The following is a 19,589-nucleotide window of genomic DNA, read 5'->3' as shown; positions in this document are numbered from 1 at the left end:
GTCGCGGGAAGGCGGTTTCACCGCTGCCATCGGACCATGCGTACAGGCGGGTTGTGGAAGCAAAGTTCGCAGCAACGAGTATGCCGTGTGAGCGGGCCGGATGGGGCGCCAGAAAGCCCAAAACCCCGCGCGCGGCGGAGTGTCGGGGAAGGCGGCGAAGCCGGCGGCGGCTTAGCGCAATAGGTGCTGGACGGCCCATGTGATGCCCAGTCCGCCGGCGATCAGCCACACATACAGGATCAGGCCGGTGGTCAGCGCGCGAGGACCCGCTTCGCGAATCTGCGAGATCCGCGTTTCCATGCCGAGTGCGGTCATCGCCATCGTCAGCGCGAAGGTGTCGAGCAGGTTCAGCGACGAGGTGGCGCTTTGCGGCAGCACATGCAGCGAGTTGATCGCGACGCAGGCCAGAAAGCCGAGTGCGAACCAGGGGATCGCAAGCTTGCGCGGGGCGGCGCCGTCCGTGCTGCCATCGTTCGCGCCGCGCGCCGCGCGGTTCACCCACAGGCCGACCACCAGCAATACCGGCACGAGCAGCATCACGCGGGTCATCTTGACGATCGTCGCGATATGCGTCGCTTCCGGGCTCACGTTGCTCGCCGCGCCGACCACCTGCGCGACCTCGTGGATCGTGCCGCCGAAGAACAGCCCGGCGCCGACCGTATCGAGATGCAGCCAGCCTGCGTTGAACAGCACCGGGTACAGGAACATCGACAGCGTGCCGAACAGCACGACGGTGCCGACCGCCATCGCGCTCTTGTGCGGCTTCGATTGCAGCGTCGATTCGAACGCGAGCACCGCGGCCGCGCCGCAGATCGCGCTGCCGGCCGCCGTCAGCAGAGCGGTGTCGCGATCGAGCTTCATGATCTTGATACCGGCCCAGGTGCCGATCAGGAGCGTGCTGACGACGATCAGCACCGATTCCGCGAGGCCCGGCAGACCGACCTGGGCGATTTCCTGCAGGCTCACGCGCAAGCCGAAAAACGCGACCGCGATGCGCAGCAGCTTGCGCGCCGAGAAGTTGACGCCCGCCGCCCAGCTGGCCGGCATGCTGTCGCGCAGCGCGTTGCCATAGATCGCACCGGCGACGATGCCGACGATCAGCGGACTCAGGCCAAGACCGGCAACCGCCGGAATCGCGGCGATGCGCGTGACGGCGGCGGCGAACAACGCGACGAACAGCACGCCATTGAGCTGGCCGCGGGTGGACAGCGCGGGCGAGGCGGCAGTGAGCGGGACGGTGGATGTGGACATGATTGGGTGCCTGACTTCGTAGCGAACTTGCACGGAACTGCATGAGCAGCAATGGGGCTAATCCTAAATTAGATATATCAATATGAAAAATCGTGATTTAGAATGTGAAGTATCGGCCTCACGGATATTTCATCGAGATGACCCCGGATCAACTTATAACGTTCGCTGCCGTCGCTGAGCATCGCAATATCAGCCGGGCGGCGGTGGCGCTGCATCTGTCGCAACCGGCGGTGTCCGGACAGCTACGGCAATTGCAGGACGAGTTCGGCGAGCCGCTGTATCAGCGCGACGGCCGCGGCGTGCGGCTGACGCCGGCCGGCGAGCAGCTCGCCAGCTATGCGGCGCGGCTGCGCGATACCTGGCGGCAGGCGCATGCGTATCGCGACGCGCTGCGCGGTCTGGAGCAGGGCACGTTGCGGATCGGCGCGAGCACGACGCCGGCGAGCTACCTGCTGCCGTACCTGATCGCCGAATTCCATCGCCGCTATCCGGACGTGACCGTGCACACCGCCAACGGCAACACGACCGAGATCGTCGGCGCGCTCGGCTCGGTCGACATCGCGATGATCGAGGGTCCCGCCGGCGCCGATCTGCCGCCGGACACGGTCGTCCATGCGTGGCGCGAGGACGAGATCGTTGCGATCATGCCGCGCTCGCATCCGCTCGCGCAGGCGGACAACGGCGGGCGCATCGAGCTGGCCGCGTTCGGCGCGTATCCGCTGGTGCTGCGCGAGGAAGGCTCCGGTGTGCGGCAGACGGTCGAGCGAGAGTTCGCGCGCGCGGGCGTGCCGATGCGCGTAGCGCTCGAGATCGCGGGGGTCGAAGGCGTGAAGGAGGCGGTGCGGGCCGGCATGGGCGTCGGCTTTGTGTCGGCGATGTCGATGCGGCACGAGAACGGTGCGCTGCGCCTGATGTCCCTGAGCCCGCAGCCGCTGACGCGGCGGCTGTCGATTCTGGTGCCGCATGCGAGCGCGCCGTCGCGGGTGGTCGAACAGTTTCTGGCGATGTGTATCGCGGACGAGGGCTGACCGCAGCGCTGGCCGCATGCGGCCGCCGCGCCTGGGGATTTCCTCTATGGTGCGGGAGGGCTGTCCCGCGCACTATTCGCACATCGCGGCGCCTCGGCGCTTTTTTTCGAAGTTCGGTTGGAACCGGTTCCAAAGCCGGTTTCGCGTCAGAATTGAGTGAGTTGGACATGGCTGATGCAATTGACATCGTGATCGTCGCCAGCGCGTTCGGTGTGAACGCCGTGCGCGCCGACGGCCATCTGAAATGGGCGCAGGCGGCAAAGCGGACCGGCGCGGCGGGTTTCGAAGTGCGCCGCGAGCTGTTTGCGAGCGACGCGGACGCGGACCCGCAACGGCTGCGCGTGCTCGGCGCTGCAATCGCCGATCTCGGGCTGTGGCCGGTGTTCTCGACCCCGGCATCGTTGTACGCGGCTAACGGCCAGCTCGATACCGGCGCGCTGCGTCTGGCGCTCGACGAAGCGGCCGCGCTCGGCGCGCGCTTCGTCAAGCTGCAACTCGGCGGCTTCGCGGGCGAGGCTCACGGCGCGGCGATCGTCGCGCACGTGGCGAGCGCCACCGGCACCACGGGCGGCGCGCAGCCACGGCTCGTCGTCGAAAATGGGCAACTGGCGCAGGGTGGCTCGCCCGCGCAGTTCGTCGGGCTGTTCGACGCGCTCGCGCGTGAAGGCCACGCGGGCGCGCTCGGTATGACTTTCGATACCGGCAACTGGGCGTGGCTCGACGTCGCGCCGCTCCACATCGCGCCGCAGCTTGCGCGATACGTCGAATACATCCATTGCAAGACCACCACGGGCGAAGGCGCGCGGCGCTTCGCGATCGCGCCGGCCGACGATGACGCGACATTCCGCGCGGTCCTCGACCAGCTGCCGCGCGATGTGCCGCGCGGCATCGAGTTTCCGTTCGACCCGAGCCGGATCGACGCAGAGGCCGCGCACTATGTGAGCTGGCTCGCGCGGGTTTAGACCCACGGGCGCGGCAAGCAAGGCAGCAACCGAAGCAGCAAACAACGCAACGCAACGCAACATGAATCATCGGCATCAGAAGCACCACCAGGAGCCCAGCATGACCCAGCCGTACCCAGCCCTCGACGTGATCACCTACGGCGAAGCGATGGCGATGTTCGTCGCCGCCGAAACCGGTCCGCTCGCGGGCGTTGGGCACTTCACGAAGCGCATCGCCGGCGCGGATCTGAACGTCGCGATCGGCTTGTCCCGACTCGGCTTCAGGGTGGGCTGGATGAGCCGCGTCGGCGACGATTCGTTCGGCCAGTATGTGCGCGACACGCTGACGAAAGAGGGCATCGACCAGCAATGCGTGAGCACCGACGCGCGCTATCCGACCGGCTTCCAGCTGAAGTCGAAGAACGACGACGGCAGCGATCCGGCGGTCGAATACTTCCGCAAAGGCTCGGCGGCGAGCCATCTGTCGCTCGACGACTACGTCGCGGACTACGTGCTGCCCGCGCGTCATTTGCATCTGACCGGTGTCGCGCCGGCGATCTCGGCGAGTTCGCGCGAACTCGCGTTCCATCTGGCCCGCGAAATGCGTGCGGCAGGTAGGACGATTTCGTTCGACCCGAACCTGCGCCCGACGCTGTGGCCGTCGCGCGCGGCGATGGTCGAAGGCCTGAACGCGCACGCGGCACTCGCCGACTGGGTGCTGCCCGGCATCGGCGAGGGTGAGATTCTGACCGGCTACACGCAGCCGGAGGACATCGCGCAGTTCTACCTCGAGCGCGGCGCGCGCGGCGTGATCGTCAAGCTCGGCGCGCAGGGCGCGTATTACCGCACCGCGACCGATGCCGCGACGATCGCCGGCCGGCCGGTCGCGAACGTCGTCGATACGGTCGGCGCCGGCGATGGTTTCGCGGTCGGCGTGATCAGCGCGCTGCTCGAAGGCCGCACCCTCGCGCAGGCGGTCGCGCGCGGCAACCGGATCGGCGCGCTCGCGATCCAGGTGATCGGCGATTCCGAAGGCTTGCCGAGCCGCGCCGAACTCGACGCGCTGGAACTGGCGGAGGTGCCGGACATCGCAAGCGCGGCCTGACGCGCAGCGGACTGCGAGGCATCGACGACCCGCATCGACGACAACAAGAGCGCTCTCAGCGCCCAGATTTTTTCATCATTGATTCGAGGACGACGCCGTCCAGGGAGACTTTCATGACCTCATCACTTGCGATTCGCCGCTGGTGGACGATCATGCCGATCGTGTTCATCACCTACAGCCTCGCGTATCTGGATCGCGCGAATTTCGGCTTCGCGGCGGCGGCCGGCATCAACCAGGATCTCGGCATCAGCAAGGGGCTCGCGTCGCTGATCGGCGCGCTGTTTTTCCTCGGCTATTTCTTCTTCCAGATCCCGGGTGCGATCTACGCCGAGCGCCGCAGCGTGAAGAAGCTCGTGTTCTGGAGCCTCATTCTGTGGGGCGGCTGCGCGGCGTTGACCGGCATGGTCAGCAACATCCCGTCGCTGATGGCGATTCGTTTCGTGCTGGGCGTCGTCGAAGCCGCGGTGATGCCGGCGATGCTGATCTTCATCAGCAACTGGTTCACGAAGAGCGAACGCTCGCGCGCCAACACGTTCCTGATTCTCGGCAATCCGGTCACGGTGCTGTGGATGTCGGTCGTATCGGGCTATCTGGTGCATTCGTTCGGCTGGCGGCAGATGTTCATCGCCGAGGGCGTGCCCGCGATCCTCTGGGCGGTGTGCTGGTGGTTCCTCGTGAAGGACAAGCCCGAGCAGGTGTCCTGGCTCACGCAGCCGGAAAAGGACGCGCTCGCGCAGACGCTGCGCGCCGAGCAGGCCGCGATCAAGCCGGTGCGCAACTACAGCGAGGCGTTTCGCACGCCCGCGGTCATCAAGCTGTGCGCGCAGTATTTCTGCTGGAGCATCGGCGTGTACGGTTTCGTGCTGTGGCTGCCGTCGATCCTGAAGAACGGCTCGTCGATCGGCATGGTCGAGACGGGCTGGCTGTCTGCGCTGCCGTATGCGGTCGCGACGATCGCGATGCTTGCAGCTTCGTGGGCATCGGATAAACTCAACCGCCGCAAGGTGTTCGTGTGGCCGTTCCTGCTGATCGGCGCGATCGCGTTCGCGGCGTCGTACGGACTCGGCTCCGCGCACTTCTGGATCTCGTATGCGCTGCTCGTGATCGCGGGCGCCGCGATGTATGCGCCGTACGGCCCGTTCTTCGCGATCGTGCCGGAGCTGCTGCCCAGTAACGTCGCGGGCGGCGCGATGGCGCTGATCAACAGCATGGGCGCGCTCGGTTCGTTCGTCGGCTCGTACGTGGTCGGCTATCTGAACGGCGCGACCGGCTCGCCCGCGGCATCGTATGCGTTCATGAGCGTGGCGCTCGTCGCCGCGGTGATCCTGACGCTCGCCGTCAAGCCGGCCGCCGCCGAACAACGCGACCCCGCTCGTCCCCCCGTCGCAAGGAAAATTAGCTGATGAACAAGATCGTCGCCTGGAAGTCGCTGCCCGAGGATGTGCTCGGCTATCTGCAACAGCATGCGCAGGTCGTGCAAGTCGATCCGTCACAGCATGATGCTTTCGTCGCCGCGTTGCGCGATGCCGACGGCGGCATCGGCGCGAGCGTGAAGATCGCGCCGGCGATGCTCGAAGGCGCGAGCCGGCTTAAGGCGCTGTCGACGATCTCGGTCGGCTACGACCAGTTCGACGTCGACGACCTCACGCGCCGCGGGATCGTGCTCGCGCACACGCCGGACGTGCTGACCGAATCGACCGCCGATACCGTGTTCTCGCTGATCCTCGCGTCCGCGCGGCGGGTCGTCGAGCTGGCCGACTGGGTCAAGGCGGGCCAGTGGCGCACCAGCATCGGGCCCGCGCAGTTCGGGCTCGACGTGCAGGGCAAGACGATCGGCATCGTCGGCCTGGGGCGGATCGGCGGCGCGGTCGCACGACGCGCGGCGCTCGGCTTCAACATGAAGGTGCTGTACACCAACCGCAGCGCGAACCGCCAGGCGGAAGAGGCGTATGGCGCGCGGCGCGTCGAGCTGGCGGAATTGCTCGCGCAGTCCGATTTCGTCTGTCTGCAGGTGCCGCTCACGCCGCAAACGCGGCATCTGATCGGCGCGGCCGAACTGCGGGCGATGAAGAAGAGCGCGATCCTGATCAACGCGTCGCGCGGCGCGACCGTCGACGAACCGGCGCTGATCGACGCATTGAAGAACGGCACGATTCACGGCGCGGGCCTCGACGTGTTCGACACCGAACCGTTGCCGGCCGACTCGCCGTTGCTTTCGATGCCGAACGTGGTCGCGCTGCCGCATATCGGCTCGGCGACGCATGAGACCCGTCATGCAATGGCGCTCAACGCGGCGCAGAACCTGGTCGCCGCGCTCGACGGCACGTTGACGACCAACATCGTCAATCGTGAAGTCCTGGCGAAGTGAATCGCAGGGCGGCGCGCAAGCTGCCGCCCTCGGACCGACACGAACGATCAGCGAATGAGCACGACCCCGCCGGGCACGCCACCCAATCCGTCGTCCGCGCCGACGCGCCGCGCGACCATCACCGATGTCGCGCGGGAAGCCGGCACCGGCAAGACCAGCATCTCGCGCTATCTGAACGGCGAGTTCAGCGCGCTGTCGCCCGAGCTGCGCGCGCGCATCGAAGCCGCGATCGCGCGGCTCGACTACCAGCCGAACCAGATGGCGCGCGGCCTGAAGCGCGGCCGCAACCGGCTGATCGGCATGCTGGTCGCCGACCTGACCAATCCGTACTCCGTCGAAGTGCTGCAAGGCGTCGAGGCCGCGTGCCACGCGCTCGGTTTGATGCCGCTGATCTGCCACGCGGCGAACGAAGTCGAGATGGAGCGCCGTTACCTGCAACTGCTGACCACGTATCGCGTGGAAGGCGTGATCGTCAATGCGTTAGGCGTGCGCGAGGAGACGTTGCGGCCGGTCGGCGAGGGCGGGATTCCGGCGGTGCTGGTCGATCGGCGCGTCGAGGGGCTGGTCGCCGACATGGTCGGTCTCGACAATGGCGCGGCCGCCGAGCTCGGCACGCGGCATCTGCTCGAACGGGGCTTCGAGCATATCTGGTTCGTCGTGCAGCCGTTCGAGCAGGTCAGCTCGCGGCGGCTGCGCGTCGACGCGTTCGATCGCGCGATGCGCGACGAGGGCCGCGCGCGCGGTCATACGCTGGTGCTCGATCTCGCCGATGAAACTGCGGTCGAGCGCGGCCTTGCGCAGCTGGATCGTGCGATCGACTCGCCGGGCGAGGCCGGCACCGCTCCACGCGTCGCGCTGTTCGCGGCCAACGCGCCGGTCGCGTTGCGCCTCGCGCTGCACCTGAACGCGCGTTACGGCGCGCACTGGCAGAGCCGCGTCGCGCTGCTTTCGATCGACGATCCGGACTGGGCCGAGCTCGCCGGCATCACGACGATCCGTCAGCCGACCTATGACATCGGTTATCGCGCGGTCGAATTCCTGCACGAGCGCATCGAAGGCGCGCAGACGGGCGCGCGCGACTGCCTGCTGCCCGGCGAGCTGATCGTGCGTGCATCGACCGCGCGCTGATTTCCGGTCAATCTGCGATCATTCGGGGCTGCGGCGCGCAGCGGTTGCGCGCCGGGGATTGCAAGGAACCCCGCAAGGATACTCATGGTCGTGTCACCGCTTACCCTCGCGAGCCTCGCGCTCGCCACGCTCGTCATTGCCGCTTTACCTTTTCTGCTTTACCGGCAGTTGCGCCGTCCGCTCGCGCTCAGGCCGCGCGACGCGATCGCCGGCGTCGCGGTGTTCGCGCTGTTCGCGATGGTGATCGAGCGTGCGCTGAACGACTATCTGCTGCGCGGCAACGCGGCGACGGCGGCGTTCCTTTCGCAGCCGCTCGCGTTCGTCGTCTATGGTGCGCTGGTGGCGGGCGTTTGCGAGGAAGTGGGGCGGTTCTTCGGTATGCGGCTGCTGATGACGCGCGCGGCGGCGCGGCCGCCAGTGCGAAAAAAGTCGATCGTGGAAGCGCCCACCGGCGTCGCTGCAAGCGCGGGGGCCAACCCCGCCGCCAGCCCGACCGCCGACACCCGCACCGCCGCGTTGCGCGCCGACGATGGCGCCGCGCTGAGCTATGGCCTCGGCCATGGCGGTGCGGAAGCATGGATGGTCGGCGTGCTCGTGCAGTTCCAGTGGCTCGTGTTCGCGGTGCTCGAAAACCGCGGACGGCTCGGCGATTACCTCGGCAATCTGCCGGCCGAAGCCGTGATGCGCGTGCATCTGATTCTCGCGAGCCTGACGCCGCAACTGGCCGGCATTTTCGCGCTCGAACGGATCGCGGCGCTGGTGTTCCAGATCGGCCTGTCGGTGCTGATGTGGCGCGGCGTGCGGGCCGGCTCGCGCGGCATCCTGCCGCTCGCGATCGTGGTGCACGCGCTGATCGACGCGCCTGCTGCGATGACGCAGGCGCGACTGCTGCCGCTCGCGGCGGTCGATACGATCTATGCGGTGGCGGCGGTGTGCGTCGCGGGACTGTTGATCCGGAGTTACCGGCGGCCGGCGGCGGCGTAAGCGGATGAACCTGGACCGCAGGCGCCTCGCTATCCCTTCAGCGTTTCTCTAAAATGCGCCTACGTTTCAGGACCTTCTTTTCCCGGCAGCCTTCATGGAAGCTTACCAATACGACTGCGCGCATCCGGAGTTCGACGAGCTCGCGCGCGTCATCAGCGATCTGTTTCCCGAGCAGACGCAGTTCATCGAGCGTGCCGCCGACAATGGCACGCCCACACTGACGATTCACTGGGTAGCGATGCGCTTCGGTTCGACCGCGCGCCGGATCGAGATGACGGTCGCGATCGCGCCCGCGGCGCTCGCGCGTTATCGCGCGATGCCGGCGCGGCTGCGTGGCCGCAGCTTCGCGGTATTGCGCGCGTACGTCGAAGCGAGCCTGGGCTCGCTCGAAGAGATGTACGCGAACGGCGAGGCGGTTCCGCGCGAAGTCACGGTCGAGCTCGGCGACGAGTTCGCATGAAGCGCGGGTGAATCTGCTTCAATCCGCGAGCCGATAGACCTTCGCGAAACGCGCGGCCTGCACGACGCCATAGTCGCCGGGAGCGTACTGCATGACCCAGTCGCCGGCGGCGCCGTGCAGCACGTCGCCGCCTCTCGCCGAGCGCGCGAGCGAGAAGGACTCGTCCATCCGGCGGGCAAGCACGACTGCCGGGCGGTTGCGATAGGCGCCGGCTTCGCCGTGCGCGAGCGCCGGGTCGGCGGGCAGGTACTTCGCGTCGAAGCGCTCGCGCGACACGACCCAGCGGTCGCCGGTCGAGCCGGTGATCAGCGCATCGCCGCGCACATAGCGGTTCGGGCCTTCGAGGCTCATCAACTGGCCAACGGCCGCGGCGAATTCGACGCTTACCGTTTCGTCCTTGACGACGCGTTGGGCGTGCGGATCGTCACGCAGATCGAGATTCCTGAGTTCGGTCATGAAGCGGGTGGGAGATTAGGGGAGGGGCGTTGCGGCGAGACTCGCCGCTTTGCGCACCCGAATGATGCCAGATGCCCGCAGCGGGGCAACCCCCGCCGCGGGCGATCTTGCATTACGGCTTGACGGTCGCGTCGCTCGCGGCTTCGGCCGCGGGCTTGCCGCTCTTGCTCTTGCCATGGCCGCGCTGATGACCCTCGGGGCCGCCATGGTGGAACGTCGCATCGGCGAGCTTCTTCTGCTCCGGCGACAGGCTGCTATACAGCGGCTCGAACGCATCGACGAGCTTCTTCATGCCGTCCGCATGCGCCTGCGCAATCGTTGCGTACTGTTTCATGTCGTCGAGCGCGCTCACGTTGGTGGCGGCTTTGCGCTGCTCGAACAGCTGGCCCATCGTTTCGCCGTTGCTGCGCATCACGTCGGCGAACGCCTTCCATTGCGTTTCCTGCGCGGGCGTGATCTTCAGTTGCGAATGCAGATAAGCGATACGGTCTTCGACGTTGCGTTCGTGACCGGCCTTGGCTGCCGAAGCCGTTGCCGTTGTGTCCGGTGCCGAGGCAGGCGCGGCGGCGGTTTGAGCGAACGCGCCGCCCATCGAAACGGCCGTAGCCAGCATAACCAGTGCTTTTTTCATCGAAACTCCTGATGTCTGTTCGTATTGAGACTCGGCGCGCGGCGTGCGTATCGCCTCGCGCCAGCGACGAATAGCGGCGCACTGCAACCGGCCGCCGCATTCGCCCGTCGCCGCTATTAGTAACACGATATCCCTACAATACGGCTCCTGTGCGACAAACGCTTACAACCGAAACGAAAGCGAAACGGCTCGCGCCTGAGCGGCAATCACCGATGCCGGGCACACTGTGCGGCGACCGCACTCTCCGTGACACAGCGCCGCTGCCCGTGCAGACGCGCGATAATCCGCGACATTCCATACCAACTTCCCGCCCCTTCGATGAGACCTCCGCGCCTCGACCAGCTCGACGACCTCGACCGTAATCTCGTTGCACTGCTGCAAGCCAACGCGCGCGAGAGCGTCGCGAATCTCGCGCGACAGCTCGGCGTCGCGCGCACGACCGTGATCGCGCGCATTGCGCGGCTCGAGCGCAGCAACGTGATCGCCGGCTACAGCGTGCGGCTGGGCCAGGACGTGCTCGATTCGAGCATCGTCGCTTATGTCGGCATCATCATCGCGCCGAAGCACGGGCCGGCCGTGCAGAAGCGGCTCGGCAAGATGCCTGAGGTGCAGCTGCTGTGCGCGGTCAGCGGCGAGTTCGACTACGTGGCATGGCTGCGTGCCGATTCGCCCGAGCGGCTCAACGATCTGCTCGATCAGATCGGCGGGCTCGAAGGTGTTGAGCGGACCACGACGTCGATCATTCTGGCGCGCAAGATCGACCGCGGCACGGTGTGAGTCGGGGCGCGGCGTAAGCTCTTCGCGAATGCTTCGACAGTCCTTCATTTACGCGCTTTTTGCGCGTTTTCGACGAATCGTTTGATCACTTCGTCGAAGCGTCGAACTTGATGGTCATACCGCAGCATTTTGCGCGTATGAACTGTTTTTGCTTCTTCCTACACTGTCATTCAAGGGTTCGGCCCGCAGGCGCCGCGCGCAATACGCGGCGCACTTCCCAAGCTCAGAGACAGCACATGGATAACAAGGAGAAGCAGATGAAAGTAGCTATCGTTGGCGCAGGTCTGATCGGTCACACCATTGCTCATATGCTGCGCGAGACGGGCGACTACGAGGTCGTCGCGTTCGACCGTGACCAGCACGCACTCGACAAGCTCGCCGCCCAGGGCATTCCGACCCGCCGCATCGATTCCGCCGACGCCGCCGTGCTGCGCGCCGCGATTCAGGGCTTCGACGTGCTGATCAACGCGCTGCCGTACTACCTCGCGGTGAACGTCGCATCGGCCGCGAAGGGCGCGGGTGTCCATTACTTCGACCTGACCGAGGACGTGCGCGCGACGCACGCGATCCGCGCGATCGCCGACGATGCCGATCACGCTTTCATGCCGCAGTGCGGCCTCGCGCCGGGCTTCATCGGCATCGCCGCGCACGAGCTCGCGAATCGCTTCACGGAAATCCGCGACGTGAAGATGCGCGTCGGCGCGCTGCCCGAGTTTCCGACCAATGCGCTGAAGTACAACCTGACGTGGAGCGTCGATGGCCTGATCAACGAGTACTGCCAGCCGTGCGAGGCGATCCGCGACGGCCGCACGCAGTGGGTGCAGCCGCTCGAAGGCCTCGAGCATTTCTCGCTCGACGGCACCGAGTACGAAGCGTTCAACACGTCGGGCGGGCTGGGCACGCTGTGCGAGACGCTGGCGGGCCGCGTCGAATCGCTCGACTACAAGTCGGTGCGCTATCCGGGGCATCGCAACCTGATGCAGTTCCTGCTGGAAGACCTGCGTCTGTCGAGCGACCGCGATACGCTGAAGACCATCATGCGCCGCTCGGTGCCGTCGACCGCGCAGGACGTCGTGCTGGTGTTCATCACCGTGAGCGGCATGCGCGACGGTCAGCTCGTGCAGGAGGTGTTTACGCGCAAGATCTTCGCGAAGACGGTCTGCGGCGTGCCGATGAGCGCGATCCAGATCACCACCGCCGGTGCGATGTGCGCGGTGCTCGATCTGTTCCGCGAGCGCAAGCTGCCGCAAAAGGGCTTCGTGCGGCAGGAGCAGGTGTCGCTTGGCGATTTCCTCGCGAACCGCTTCGGCAAGCTGTACGAAGGGCAGTCGCTGGAGGCGATGGCGACGGTTTGAGGTTCGAATGGCTCGGGTCAAATGAAAATCCCCGTACGTCACCGACGTACGGGGATTTTTTGTTTTTCAGCCGATCAGCGGGCTGTGCTGCGCCGCACTCGCGAGGCGCTCATCCAGCGACGATTTGCGCAACGAGCGCTTGATAGTCCGCCGGACTGGGCGCGGTATTGTCGAACATCAGCAGACCCTCGCGGCTCGCGCCGCTCGGCTCGAAGCGCCGCCGCCGGTAGTCGTCCCAGTGCGCGAGCTTGTACGCATCGTTGGGGTTCGCGCGCGCGACGATCCGCTGCCGTGCCACGTCCTCCGAGGTTAGCACCCACACGACCCGCAACCTCACGTCCGGCGCGACGCCGAGCCACGCATGATCGAACAGCCGCCGCTCGCGCACCTCGCGCGACAGTGGCCCGACGACCAATGCGCTGATCCCGAGTTCGAGATTGTCGCGCGCGGTATCGATGAGGCCGCGATATTCGGGGTCGCGCAGATGCTGCAGGAAAAGAGGGCTGTCGCGATCGTTCGGATCGCCGGTCACCATCGCCATCGCGGCCGCGCTATAGCCGCCGTACAGCGTGTCCTTGTCGAGCAGGCAGAAGGGGGTGCCGCTCGCTTTCATCAGCGGGCCGAACAGCTTTTTCGCCAGCGTCGTCTTGCCCGTGCCCGCATGACCGCAAAAGAAAACCAGAGAAGTCACGCAGGCTTGTCCTCACGCGGCGCGGCGGCCGCATCGGGGCGCGGATCGCGCGCGAACTTGCCGTTGGTCTCGAGCCACATCACGTTGATGATGCCGAAGCCGAGCGCCACACCCACGCCGAGAATCCAGGTGAAATACCACATCGCAGTCTCCTTGATCGTGCGTCCGGCGACGCGGATCGACAGGCTTGCCAGTTGCCGACGGCGGCCAGCCGCGAGCGCGGCCGCCTTCAACGATCATGAAGAAGAACGCCGCGCCATGCAAGAGGGTGCGGCGCCCGAGTTCCGCGCGCGTTGCTATGATGCGGAACAGTCATGCGTAAGACCTGCACCGCGTAGTCACAAACCCGGCCCACCATCGAGAGCACACGGGAGAACCGGCATGCCGATGTGCCTGTCTTGCCGCGCCGCGTTCGCCGCATGCGTCGCGCTCAGCGTGCTTACGCTGGCCGGCTGCGCATCGACGCCGGCCGAGCCGGTGCCGTTCAAACCGGTGCCGGCCGAGCGCATCGTCAGACAGGGCTATACGCAGCCGGGCCCCGGCCTCGTCGCGGTGGACGTGCGGCGCGAGCGTTCGCGCGACGTGATCGTGCGGTTCCGCGATGCGCTCGTCTATATCGACGGCGAGCGCGTCACCGACCTGATGAACGGCGAGCACGTGGTGTTCTATCTGCCGCCCGGCACGCATCGGATCGGCGTATCGACGCAGTTCGATCCGGTCATCGAGCTGAACTTCATCGTGACGGCCGATCCGCACTACACGAACCGCGCGTCGGTCACGTTCAACGACGATCACCGCATCGGCCTGCAGCGGGTCGCGCAGTAGCCGCAGTAGCCGCAGTAGTATCTCGCCGGGCATTAACAATTCGAAACGCGCGCCTGACGCAGCGGGCCTTAACATGGCGGCAGATCCAAGCCTGCTGAAAGCGTGCTTGTCCGTTCACGCGAGACAGGTCGCCCGTCTTACGCAATGCTTACGCGAGAGGGCGGCCCGGTCTGTTTTCGTATCCAGGGTAATCCGAACATGCTGATCAATTGCGCCGCCTATCAGGACGGCCGTAAGCTCGCCGACATCGATATCGACGCCATCAGCGACTACGTCGCGCGGCCCGAGTGCTTCGTCTGGGTCGCATTGAAAGACCCGAGTCCCGAAGAACTCGCGGTCATGAAGGAGGAGTTCGATCTGCACGAACTCGCGATCGAAGATGCTCAACACGGCCATCAGCGCCCGAAGATCGAGGAGTACGGCGATTCGCTGTTCACCGTGATGCACACGGTTGAGATGGACGAGAACGGCGAGTTCGTGATCGGCGAAGTCGCCGTATTCGTCGGCAGCAACTATGTGCTGTCGGTGCGGCGCGGCACGCGCGCCGGTTTTCAGAGCGTGCGCACGCGCTGCGAGCACGAGCCGCATCTGTTGAAGGAAGGCTCGGCGTTCGTGCTGTATGCGCTGATCGACGACGTGGTCGACCGTTATTTCCCAATCGTCGAGGCGATGAGCACCGAGCTCGAAGCGCTCGAGGACCGCATCTTCGAGAAGAACGATTCGGCCGCCTCGCGCGCGATCGTGCAGGACCTGTACACGATGAAGCGCCGGCTCGTGACCCTGCAACACCACATCCAGCCGCTGCGCGAAGCGGTGGGCAAACTGACCGGCGGGCGCATTCCGAGCATCTGCGCGGGCATGCAGGCGTACTTCCGCGATGTCTACGACCACCTCGACCGGATCGTCAGAACCATCGAGGGACGCCGCGAAATCGTCGTCACGGCGGTGCAGGTGAACCTCGGCATGATCTCGCTCGCCGAGAGCGAGATCACCAAGCGGCTCGGCTCGTTCGCGGCGCTGTTCGCGGTGCCGACGATGATCGCCGGTATCTACGGGATGAACTTCGAGCGCATTCCCGAGCTGCATTTCAAGTTCGGCTATCCGGTCGTGCTGATCGTGATGCTGGCGATCGACTTCGTGCTGTACAGGCGTTTTCGCAAGGCCGGCTGGCTGTAGCCGGCGCGCCTTTCGATATCCTCGCGGTTTCGCTTGCAGCGCGCGCGATACCAGGCCAGCATAAGCGGCCGGTGTGTCGCGCCGCATGCGACGCATCGGCGTTCTCGACTGCACGGACTGAGCGAGGGGACCTTGCCACACGCTGCCCGGATCGATCGAGCGCATCGCGGCGCCGTACATGCTGCGCGCCGGTGCGTTGCAACACCGCGAATCGTTGACATTCCGAAAAGCTTGCGCTGAGAATAGGCCTCGCAAACGTTTGCGCATCACAAAAAATACGGCTCGCCCGCGAGCCTGACAACCTTGGAGATACGCATGAGCCATCGAACCCGTCGTCGCATTCTTGCCGCCGCAGTTCTCGCCACCGCCTCCGCCGTCCTGCCTTTTTCCGTCGCCCACGCACAGAACGCCCCGGCCCATAAACCCAAGGTCGCGCTCGTGATGAAGTCGCTCGCCAACGAGTTCTTCCTGACCATGGAGACCGGCGCGAAGGACTATCAGAAGCAGAACCCGGCCAAGTTCGACCTGATCACCAACGGCATCAAGGACGAAACCGACACCGCCAACCAGATCCGCATCGTCGAGCAGATGATCGTGTCGAAGGTCGATGCGATCGTGCTCGCGCCGGCCGATTCGAAAGCGCTCGTGCCGGTCGTCAAGAAGGCGGTCGACGCGGGCATCATCGTCGTCAACATCGACAACCGGCTCGATCAGGACGTGCTGAAGTCCAAAGACCTGAACGTGCCGTTCGTCGGCCCCGACAACCGCAAGGGCGCGCGGCTCGTCGGCGACTACCTCGCGAAGCGGCTGAAGGCCGGCGACGAAGTCGGCATCCTCGAAGGCGTGTCGACGACCACCAACGCGCAGCAGCGTACCGCCGGCTTCAAGGACGCGATGCAGGCGGTCGGCGCGAAGATCGTGTCGGTGCAGTCGGGCGAGTGGGAAATCGACAAGGGCAACGCGGTCGCGTCGGCGATGCTCAACGAATATCCGAACCTGAAGGCGCTGCTCGCCGGCAACGACAACATGGCTATCGGCGCGGTGTCGGCGGTGCGCGCGGCCGGCAAGCAGGGCAAGGTGCTGGTGGTCGGCTACGACAACATCAACGCGATCCATCCGATGCTGAAGGACGGCCGCGTGCTCGCCACCGCCGACCAGTTCGCGGCGAAGCAGGCCGTGTTCGGCATCGATACCGCGCTGAAGGCGTTGAGCGAACACAGGAAGCAGTCGGAGCTGTCGGGCGTCGTCGAAACGCCGGTGGTTCTGGTGACCAAAGACACGCTGAAGTAAGCGCGGCGCGCCCGGCGTCGAGCGCGAGCCGGGCGCGGCCGGACGGGCCCGCGGGAAACCGCCCGTGCCGCCGCGAAGCGCGCACCGCACGCTTGAGCGGCACTGCGGCAACCCGCCGATCCGCTTTTATTCAACGAACGCTCAAGAATTCCGCCGGGCCGCCGTTAATTCCAGAGATAAGCGTCATGACGGCGGCTCGCGCGATGAGAGAAGCGCGGCCGTGAGCGCCTGCGCATTCCGCGCAGTGGGCCGGCATGACTCGTGGCAGCCAGGAGCGATGTGCCGTGCGGCAAGCGCGGCGGACCGCCAGGGTGTCACGAAGGCGCCAGAAGCGCCATGCAATCAGGAGCGCGATGGATTCGACCGACCACGACGCCTTGCCTGTCGTGCTGACCGTCAGCGGTATCGGCAAGACCTATGCCGAACCGGTGCTCGCCGACGTATCGCTGTCGCTGCGAGCAGGCGAGGTATTGGCGTTGACCGGCGAGAACGGCGCGGGCAAGAGCACGCTGTCGAAGATCGTCGGCGGGCTGGTCGAGCCGAGCGCAGGCACGATGCAGCTCGCCGGCGCGCCGTACGCGCCCGCGAGCCGCACCGAGGCCGAGGCGCTCGGCGTGCGCATGGTGATGCAGGAGTTGAATCTGCTGCCGACCTTGTCGGTCGCCGAGAACCTGTTCCTTAACCGGCTGCCGCGCGCGGGCGCGTTCAGCTTCGGCTGGATCGATCGCGGCAAGCTGCGCGAGAACGCGCGCGAGGCAATGGCGCAGGTCGGGCTCGACGCGATCGAACCCGACACGCTGGTCGGCGAACTCGGTATCGGTCATCAGCAGATGGTCGAGATCGCCCGCAACCTGATCGGCGACTGCCGCGTGCTGATCCTCGACGAGCCGACCGCGATGCTGACCGCGCGCGAGGTCGATCTGCTGTTCGAGCAGATCGGCCGGCTGAAGGCGCGCGGCGTCGCGCTCGTCTATATCTCGCACCGGCTCGAAGAGCTGGCGCGGGTCGCCGAACGGGTCGCGGTGCTGCGCGACGGCCGCCTCGTGCATGTCGACGCGATGGCGGACATCACGAGCGAGCAGATCGTCACGTGGATGGTCGGCCGCGAGCTCGGCGAGCATATCGATCTCGGCGAGCGCAACATCGGCGCGCCGTTGTTGAAGGTGGAGCGGCTCGCGCGCGGCAAGGTGGTGCGCGACGTGTCGTTCGAAGTGCGCGCGGGCGAGATTTTCGGTATCAGCGGGCTGATCGGCGCGGGCCGCACCGAGCTGATGCGGCTCATCTACGGCGCTGACCGCAAGGACGGCGGCAAGGTGTCGCTCGCCGCGACGCCGGGCGCGCCGCCCACCCCGGTGCAGATCGACTCGCCGGCGGACGCGGTGCGCGCGGGCATCGCGCTGATCACCGAGGACCGCAAAGGCGAAGGCCTGCTGCTGCCGCAACCGATCGCGGCCAACCTGTCGCTCGGCAATCTCGGCAGCGTCGCGCGGCATGGCGTGGTCGACGCGAAGCGCGAGAACGCGCTGGCGAACAGGCAGATCGCCGCGATGCGGATTCGCAGCTCGGGGCCCGCGCAGATCGTCGGCGAGCTGTCGGGCGGCAACCAGCAGAAGGTCGTGATCGGCCGCTGGCTCGCGCGCGAGTGCCGCGTGCTGTTGTTCGACGAACCGACGCGCGGCATCGACGTCGGCGCGAAGTTCGATATTTACGCCCTGATGGGCGCGCTCGCGCGTGAAGGCCGCGCGCTCGTGGTGGTGTCGAGCGATCTGCGTGAGCTGATGCTGATCTGCGACCGGATCGGCGTGATGTCGGCGGGCAGCATGACGGGCGTGTTCGAGCGCGCGAGCTGGAGCCAGGATGCGCTGCTCGCGGCCGCGTTCGCCGGTTACCGCGGCCGCGAGGCGCTGCTGCACACGCATGCCGTCAACGAAGCAGGGAGTCTGTCATGACCGATCAATCGTGGCGCGAGGCGACGGGTGTCAAACCGGGCGACCCGCAGGGCGGCAAGCAGGACGAAAAGCAGGCCGGCGCGCCGGACGCGCCCGTCGTGACGCCGCCGGCCGATCCGTCGGCGCCGCTCGCGAGCGGCAAGCCGGCCGGCACGCGGCTCGGCTTTTCGAACTACCTGGGCCTCGCCGGCGCGCTGCTCGCGATGATCGTGCTGTTCTCGCTGCTGAGTTCGCACTTTCTGACCTACGACACGTTCAGCACGATCGCGAACCAGATTCCGGATCTCGTCGTGATGTCGGTCGGCATGACCTTCGTGCTGATCATCGCGGGGATCGATCTGTCGGTCGGCTCGGTGCTCGCGCTCGGGGCGTCGGTGGTCAGCGTGGTGACGCTGAAGTGGGGCTGGGGGCCGGCCGCGGGGGCGCTGCTCGGTGTCGCGGTCGCGGCGCTGACCGGCACCGTGACCGGTGCGGTGACGGTGGGCTGGCGGATTCCGTCGTTCATCGTGTCGCTCGGGGTTCTCGAGGCCGCGCGCGGCATGGCGTATCAGATGACCAATTCGCGCACCGCGTACATCGGCGACGCGTTCGACTTTCTGTCGAACCCGATCGCGCTCGGCATCTCGCCGGCCTTTCTGGTCGCGGTCGCGGTGATGGTGATCGCGCAGCTGGTGCTCACGCGCACGGTGTTCGGGCGCTATCTGGTCGGGATCGGCACCAACGAGGAAGCGGTGCGGCTCGCGGGCGTCAATCCGCGGCCGTACAAGGTGATCGTGTTCGCGCTGATGGGCGCGCTGTCGGGACTCGCGGCGCTGTTCCAGATCTCGCGGCTCGAGGCGGCCGATCCGAATGCGGGCGTCGGCCTCGAACTGCAGGTGATCGCGGCGGTCGTGATCGGCGGCACGAGTCTGATGGGCGGGCGTGGTTCGGTGATCAGCACGTTCTTTGGCGTGCTGATCATTTCGGTGCTGGCGGCGGGCCTCGCGCAGATCGGCGCGAACGAGCCGACCAAGCGCATGATCACCGGCGCGGTGATCGTGGTGGCGGTGGTGCTCGATACCTACCGCAGCCACCGCAAGCGCGGCTGAGGGGTGCGCCGCGGCGCAACGATCAACGAGTGTGGTGTGTCTTCGATGAAGACGTCCGCGGGTCGCCAGGCGGCGCATCCGGCGGG

At 66.5% G+C, this 19,589-nt stretch carries 20 protein-coding genes; 15 read left to right on the top strand and 5 right to left on the bottom strand.

Features of this window, described 5'->3' with window-relative positions:
* Positions 1–171: 171 nt before the first annotated feature.
* On the bottom strand, positions 172–1,251 hold the full coding sequence (locus VSR82_RS02105; protein ID WP_410847990.1) for a YeiH family protein: 1,080 nt from the start codon (positions 1,249–1,251) through the stop codon (positions 172–174).
* Between the two features lie 137 nt (positions 1,252–1,388).
* Between VSR82_RS02105 and VSR82_RS02100 the strand changes: the two genes are divergently transcribed.
* From VSR82_RS02100 to VSR82_RS02065, 8 genes are all read left to right on the top strand, one after another.
* Positions 1,389–2,279 carry a LysR family transcriptional regulator gene (locus VSR82_RS02100; RefSeq protein WP_368587068.1) on the top strand — a complete coding sequence of 297 codons (891 nt, stop codon included), beginning with the start codon at positions 1,389–1,391 and terminating at the stop codon, positions 2,277–2,279.
* 167 nt (positions 2,280–2,446) lie between these two features.
* Positions 2,447–3,241, top strand: coding sequence for a sugar phosphate isomerase/epimerase family protein (locus VSR82_RS02095; protein WP_429459072.1), 795 nt, complete (start codon positions 2,447–2,449; stop codon positions 3,239–3,241).
* A 100-nt stretch (positions 3,242–3,341) separates the two neighbouring features.
* Positions 3,342–4,325, top strand: a complete 984-nt coding sequence (locus tag VSR82_RS02090) for a sugar kinase (RefSeq protein ID WP_429459074.1) — start codon at positions 3,342–3,344, stop codon at positions 4,323–4,325.
* A 113-nt stretch (positions 4,326–4,438) separates the two neighbouring features.
* Positions 4,439–5,728: an MFS transporter gene (locus VSR82_RS02085; RefSeq protein ID WP_429459076.1), complete on the top strand. Its 1,290-nt coding sequence runs from the start codon at positions 4,439–4,441 to the stop codon at positions 5,726–5,728.
* Positions 5,728–6,693: a 2-hydroxyacid dehydrogenase gene (locus VSR82_RS02080; RefSeq protein WP_429459078.1), complete on the top strand. Its 966-nt coding sequence runs from the start codon at positions 5,728–5,730 to the stop codon at positions 6,691–6,693. The genes VSR82_RS02085 and VSR82_RS02080 overlap by 1 nt, the downstream gene beginning before the upstream one ends.
* 54 nt (positions 6,694–6,747) lie before the next feature.
* The gene (locus VSR82_RS02075; protein ID WP_368587255.1) at positions 6,748–7,821 is read left to right on the top strand and encodes a LacI family DNA-binding transcriptional regulator; all 1,074 of its coding nucleotides are present in this window, start codon (positions 6,748–6,750) and stop codon (positions 7,819–7,821) included.
* Positions 7,822–7,905: 84 nt separating this feature from the next.
* Positions 7,906–8,805 (top strand): YhfC family intramembrane metalloprotease, encoded by a 900-nt coding sequence (locus VSR82_RS02070; protein WP_429459080.1) that lies wholly within the window; start codon positions 7,906–7,908, stop codon positions 8,803–8,805.
* A 94-nt stretch (positions 8,806–8,899) separates the two neighbouring features.
* On the top strand, positions 8,900–9,265 hold the full coding sequence (locus tag VSR82_RS02065) for a DUF3022 domain-containing protein (protein ID WP_018435589.1): 366 nt from the start codon (positions 8,900–8,902) through the stop codon (positions 9,263–9,265).
* 18 nt (positions 9,266–9,283) lie between these two features.
* Here VSR82_RS02065 and VSR82_RS02060 read toward each other — a convergent pair whose 3' ends face one another.
* Together VSR82_RS02060 and VSR82_RS02055 are read right to left on the bottom strand one after the other, a co-directional pair.
* Complete coding sequence (locus VSR82_RS02060) at positions 9,284–9,721, bottom strand: PGDYG domain-containing protein (protein WP_498857467.1); 438 nt, start codon at positions 9,719–9,721, stop codon at positions 9,284–9,286.
* Between the two features lie 112 nt (positions 9,722–9,833).
* Positions 9,834–10,352, bottom strand: a complete 519-nt coding sequence (locus VSR82_RS02055) for a Spy/CpxP family protein refolding chaperone (RefSeq protein WP_429459084.1) — start codon at positions 10,350–10,352, stop codon at positions 9,834–9,836.
* A 318-nt stretch (positions 10,353–10,670) separates the two neighbouring features.
* Here VSR82_RS02055 and VSR82_RS02050 point away from each other — a divergent pair, with 318 nt between their 5' ends.
* Both VSR82_RS02050 and VSR82_RS02045 read left to right on the top strand, forming a co-directional pair.
* Positions 10,671–11,129 carry an Lrp/AsnC family transcriptional regulator gene (locus VSR82_RS02050; RefSeq protein ID WP_008922942.1) on the top strand — a complete coding sequence of 153 codons (459 nt, stop codon included), beginning with the start codon at positions 10,671–10,673 and terminating at the stop codon, positions 11,127–11,129.
* A gap of 257 nt (positions 11,130–11,386) precedes the next feature.
* On the top strand, positions 11,387–12,484 hold the full coding sequence (locus VSR82_RS02045) for a saccharopine dehydrogenase family protein (protein ID WP_176108363.1): 1,098 nt from the start codon (positions 11,387–11,389) through the stop codon (positions 12,482–12,484).
* Positions 12,485–12,593: 109 nt separating this feature from the next.
* Here the strand turns inward: VSR82_RS02045 and VSR82_RS02040 are convergent, their stop codons facing one another.
* Both VSR82_RS02040 and cydX read right to left on the bottom strand, forming a co-directional pair.
* On the bottom strand, positions 12,594–13,175 hold the full coding sequence (locus VSR82_RS02040) for a P-loop nucleotide/nucleoside kinase family protein (RefSeq protein ID WP_410847998.1): 582 nt from the start codon (positions 13,173–13,175) through the stop codon (positions 12,594–12,596).
* Positions 13,172–13,318 carry a cytochrome bd-I oxidase subunit CydX gene (cydX, locus tag VSR82_RS02035; protein WP_026228716.1) on the bottom strand — a complete coding sequence of 49 codons (147 nt, stop codon included), beginning with the start codon at positions 13,316–13,318 and terminating at the stop codon, positions 13,172–13,174. The genes VSR82_RS02040 and cydX overlap by 4 nt, the downstream gene beginning before the upstream one ends.
* Before the next feature lie 238 nt (positions 13,319–13,556).
* Here cydX and VSR82_RS02030 point away from each other — a divergent pair, with 238 nt between their 5' ends.
* From VSR82_RS02030 to VSR82_RS02010, 5 genes are all read left to right on the top strand, one after another.
* A complete protein-coding gene (locus VSR82_RS02030) occupies positions 13,557–14,000 on the top strand; it encodes a hypothetical protein (protein WP_498857466.1) in 444 nt (147 codons plus the stop codon).
* Between the two features lie 198 nt (positions 14,001–14,198).
* The gene (gene corA / locus VSR82_RS02025) at positions 14,199–15,176 is read left to right on the top strand and encodes a magnesium/cobalt transporter CorA (protein ID WP_368587249.1); all 978 of its coding nucleotides are present in this window, start codon (positions 14,199–14,201) and stop codon (positions 15,174–15,176) included.
* Between the two features lie 315 nt (positions 15,177–15,491).
* Entirely contained in the window at positions 15,492–16,466 is a 975-nt protein-coding gene (locus tag VSR82_RS02020; RefSeq protein WP_368587248.1) for a sugar ABC transporter substrate-binding protein, read from the top strand.
* Positions 16,467–16,819: 353 nt separating this feature from the next.
* A complete protein-coding gene (locus VSR82_RS02015) occupies positions 16,820–18,415 on the top strand; it encodes a sugar ABC transporter ATP-binding protein (RefSeq protein WP_429459092.1) in 1,596 nt (531 codons plus the stop codon).
* A complete protein-coding gene (locus VSR82_RS02010; RefSeq protein WP_368587246.1) occupies positions 18,412–19,503 on the top strand; it encodes an ABC transporter permease in 1,092 nt (363 codons plus the stop codon). The genes VSR82_RS02015 and VSR82_RS02010 overlap by 4 nt, the downstream gene beginning before the upstream one ends.
* Positions 19,504–19,589 lie beyond the last annotated feature (86 nt).

It is taken from the genome of Burkholderia sp. JPY481 (genome assembly GCF_038900515.1).
Taxonomy (GTDB): domain Bacteria; phylum Pseudomonadota; class Gammaproteobacteria; order Burkholderiales; family Burkholderiaceae; genus Paraburkholderia; species Paraburkholderia youngii.
Note: the sequence above shows the minus strand (reverse complement) of the source record. Positions and strands in the feature narration are given on the sequence as shown.